Below are 1,546 nucleotides of genomic sequence, written 5' to 3'. Positions count from 1 at the left end.
TTAACCACAACCTCCCCGGATGTGGGTTTCAATATACCGTTGAAGTGAAGAAAGAGTGTTGATTTACCAGCACCATTGGGTCCAAGAAGAGCAACAATTTTACCGTCTTCTGCTTTGAAGTTAACGTTTTCAAGGGCTTTTGTACCATCAGGATACTCATATATGATTTCTCGGGTTTCAATGACGTTCATAATAATCACGTGAAGTGTTAGAATAATAAAAATGTGGGAATAAAGTTTTGTATGTAAAGAAGTTGATGTTTTTTTTATTAGTACCTTATCTTTTTATCTTATCTTTAATTGATTTTTCATCATTGGATCATCTAAAAAAAAATAGTGAATAATTAGGAAAAAATCTTGGTTTGCTATCCTCCGAAGTTACTTTATGATGGTCCTGAGCAATTAATCCACTCTAAATGTAGTGCAAACATTTTAAATTTGGATAAATGGCAGTAAATATTCTGCTATAGGTTGTAACAACGTTAAAAATCCCACTGCAACGATTATGGTCCCACTTACAATTGGGATCTTGTTTATGGTCTTGTTGCTCACGTAACTCTGGATGAAGTCCTTTCCTTTAACAAAAAGCACTGAAAGAAGAGTTATGGATATTGCAAGGCCTGTGCTGAACACAAGAACGTAGATAATACCGTTGTATATCTGACCATTTCCAATGCTGAATAGGAGCACTGCAAGTGCTGCAGGACAGGGTATTAAACCTGTTGATAGTCCAATTGCAACCACTCCCTTTTTTGTATCTATATTGTGTTCATGATGGTGGTGATGTGGATGATGGTACTTTCTAACTATCCACAAACCAACTGCAATGAGTATGATTCCACCGATTAAACTCATAATATCATGGGTTGTACTGACGTTCAAGGATCCAACAATGAATAGTGAAGCAATTCCAAGGAGAACCACCACAATTACATGGGAAAAAACAACTGTGCCTCCAAGTAACAGGGTGTCCTTCAAACTTGCGTCTGTACCCATTACAAATGCGGCCATAACCGCCTTTCCATGTCCAGGTTCCAGTGCGTGTAACGCACCGAGTATGAACGCGGCAACCATGAAAAACAGGCTGATTTTTAGGGGAAATGTAGTTAAACTTGAAGATATGAAATCCATATTTTATCACTCCAATTTATTAATACGATTTTCGATTTTATTTATAAGTCCAGTAATACTACTGATCTGTGCAGAACCCCATTTCAACCATGGTTTTAAAAAATAAAGGGATATTGTAATACTATTTCAAATTTTATTTATATAGTGAGTAATACTAATGTGGGCTGAAATACCATGTTTTTGTGAGTATTTGAATGAAAAGGGAGTGCACTATTATTTTTTTATGTTAAATTTAGATTAAGATAATTTAAAATGCTGAAAACTCAATCTTCAGCTTGTTCACGTATTCTTCTTCTGGCTTCGCCTATGGTGAGTGGGTATGGTTTGCCGAATGAAACATGATCCTCCTTGTTGAGGATTTCCATGAGGTGTGCTATCCTTGGAAGCCTTAAATTCGCATTTCTTATGGTCTCAAC

General features: G+C 36.2%; 2 protein-coding genes and 1 pseudogene. All 3 read right to left on the bottom strand.

The genetic code is table 11. From position 1 onward, the window contains the following. Positions 1-191 (bottom strand): ATP-binding cassette domain-containing protein (locus J2756_RS11445; RefSeq protein ID WP_209585591.1); only part of this gene is annotated, 191 nt, incomplete at its 3' end. A 240-nt stretch (positions 192-431) separates the two neighbouring features. After that, positions 432-1,130 (bottom strand): HoxN/HupN/NixA family nickel/cobalt transporter, encoded by a 699-nt coding sequence (locus J2756_RS11440; protein ID WP_209585590.1) that lies wholly within the window; start codon positions 1,128-1,130, stop codon positions 432-434. Positions 1,131-1,393: 263 nt separating this feature from the next. Further along, positions 1,394-1,546, bottom strand: a pseudogene (locus J2756_RS11585) (energy-coupling factor ABC transporter ATP-binding protein); the annotation flags it as partial.

This window comes from Methanobacterium aggregans (assembly GCF_017874455.1).
GTDB lineage: Archaea > Methanobacteriota > Methanobacteria > Methanobacteriales > Methanobacteriaceae > Methanobacterium_C > Methanobacterium_C aggregans.
The sequence above is the reverse complement of the archived record's forward strand: the minus strand, read 5'-3'. Positions and strand labels throughout refer to the sequence as shown.

What these genes read in the sequence shown, in the direction of transcription:
- J2756_RS11440 (WP_209585590.1), bottom strand. Translation starts at nt 1,130, where the DNA reads ATGGATTTCATATCTTCAAGTTTAACTACATTTCCCCTAAAAATCAGC.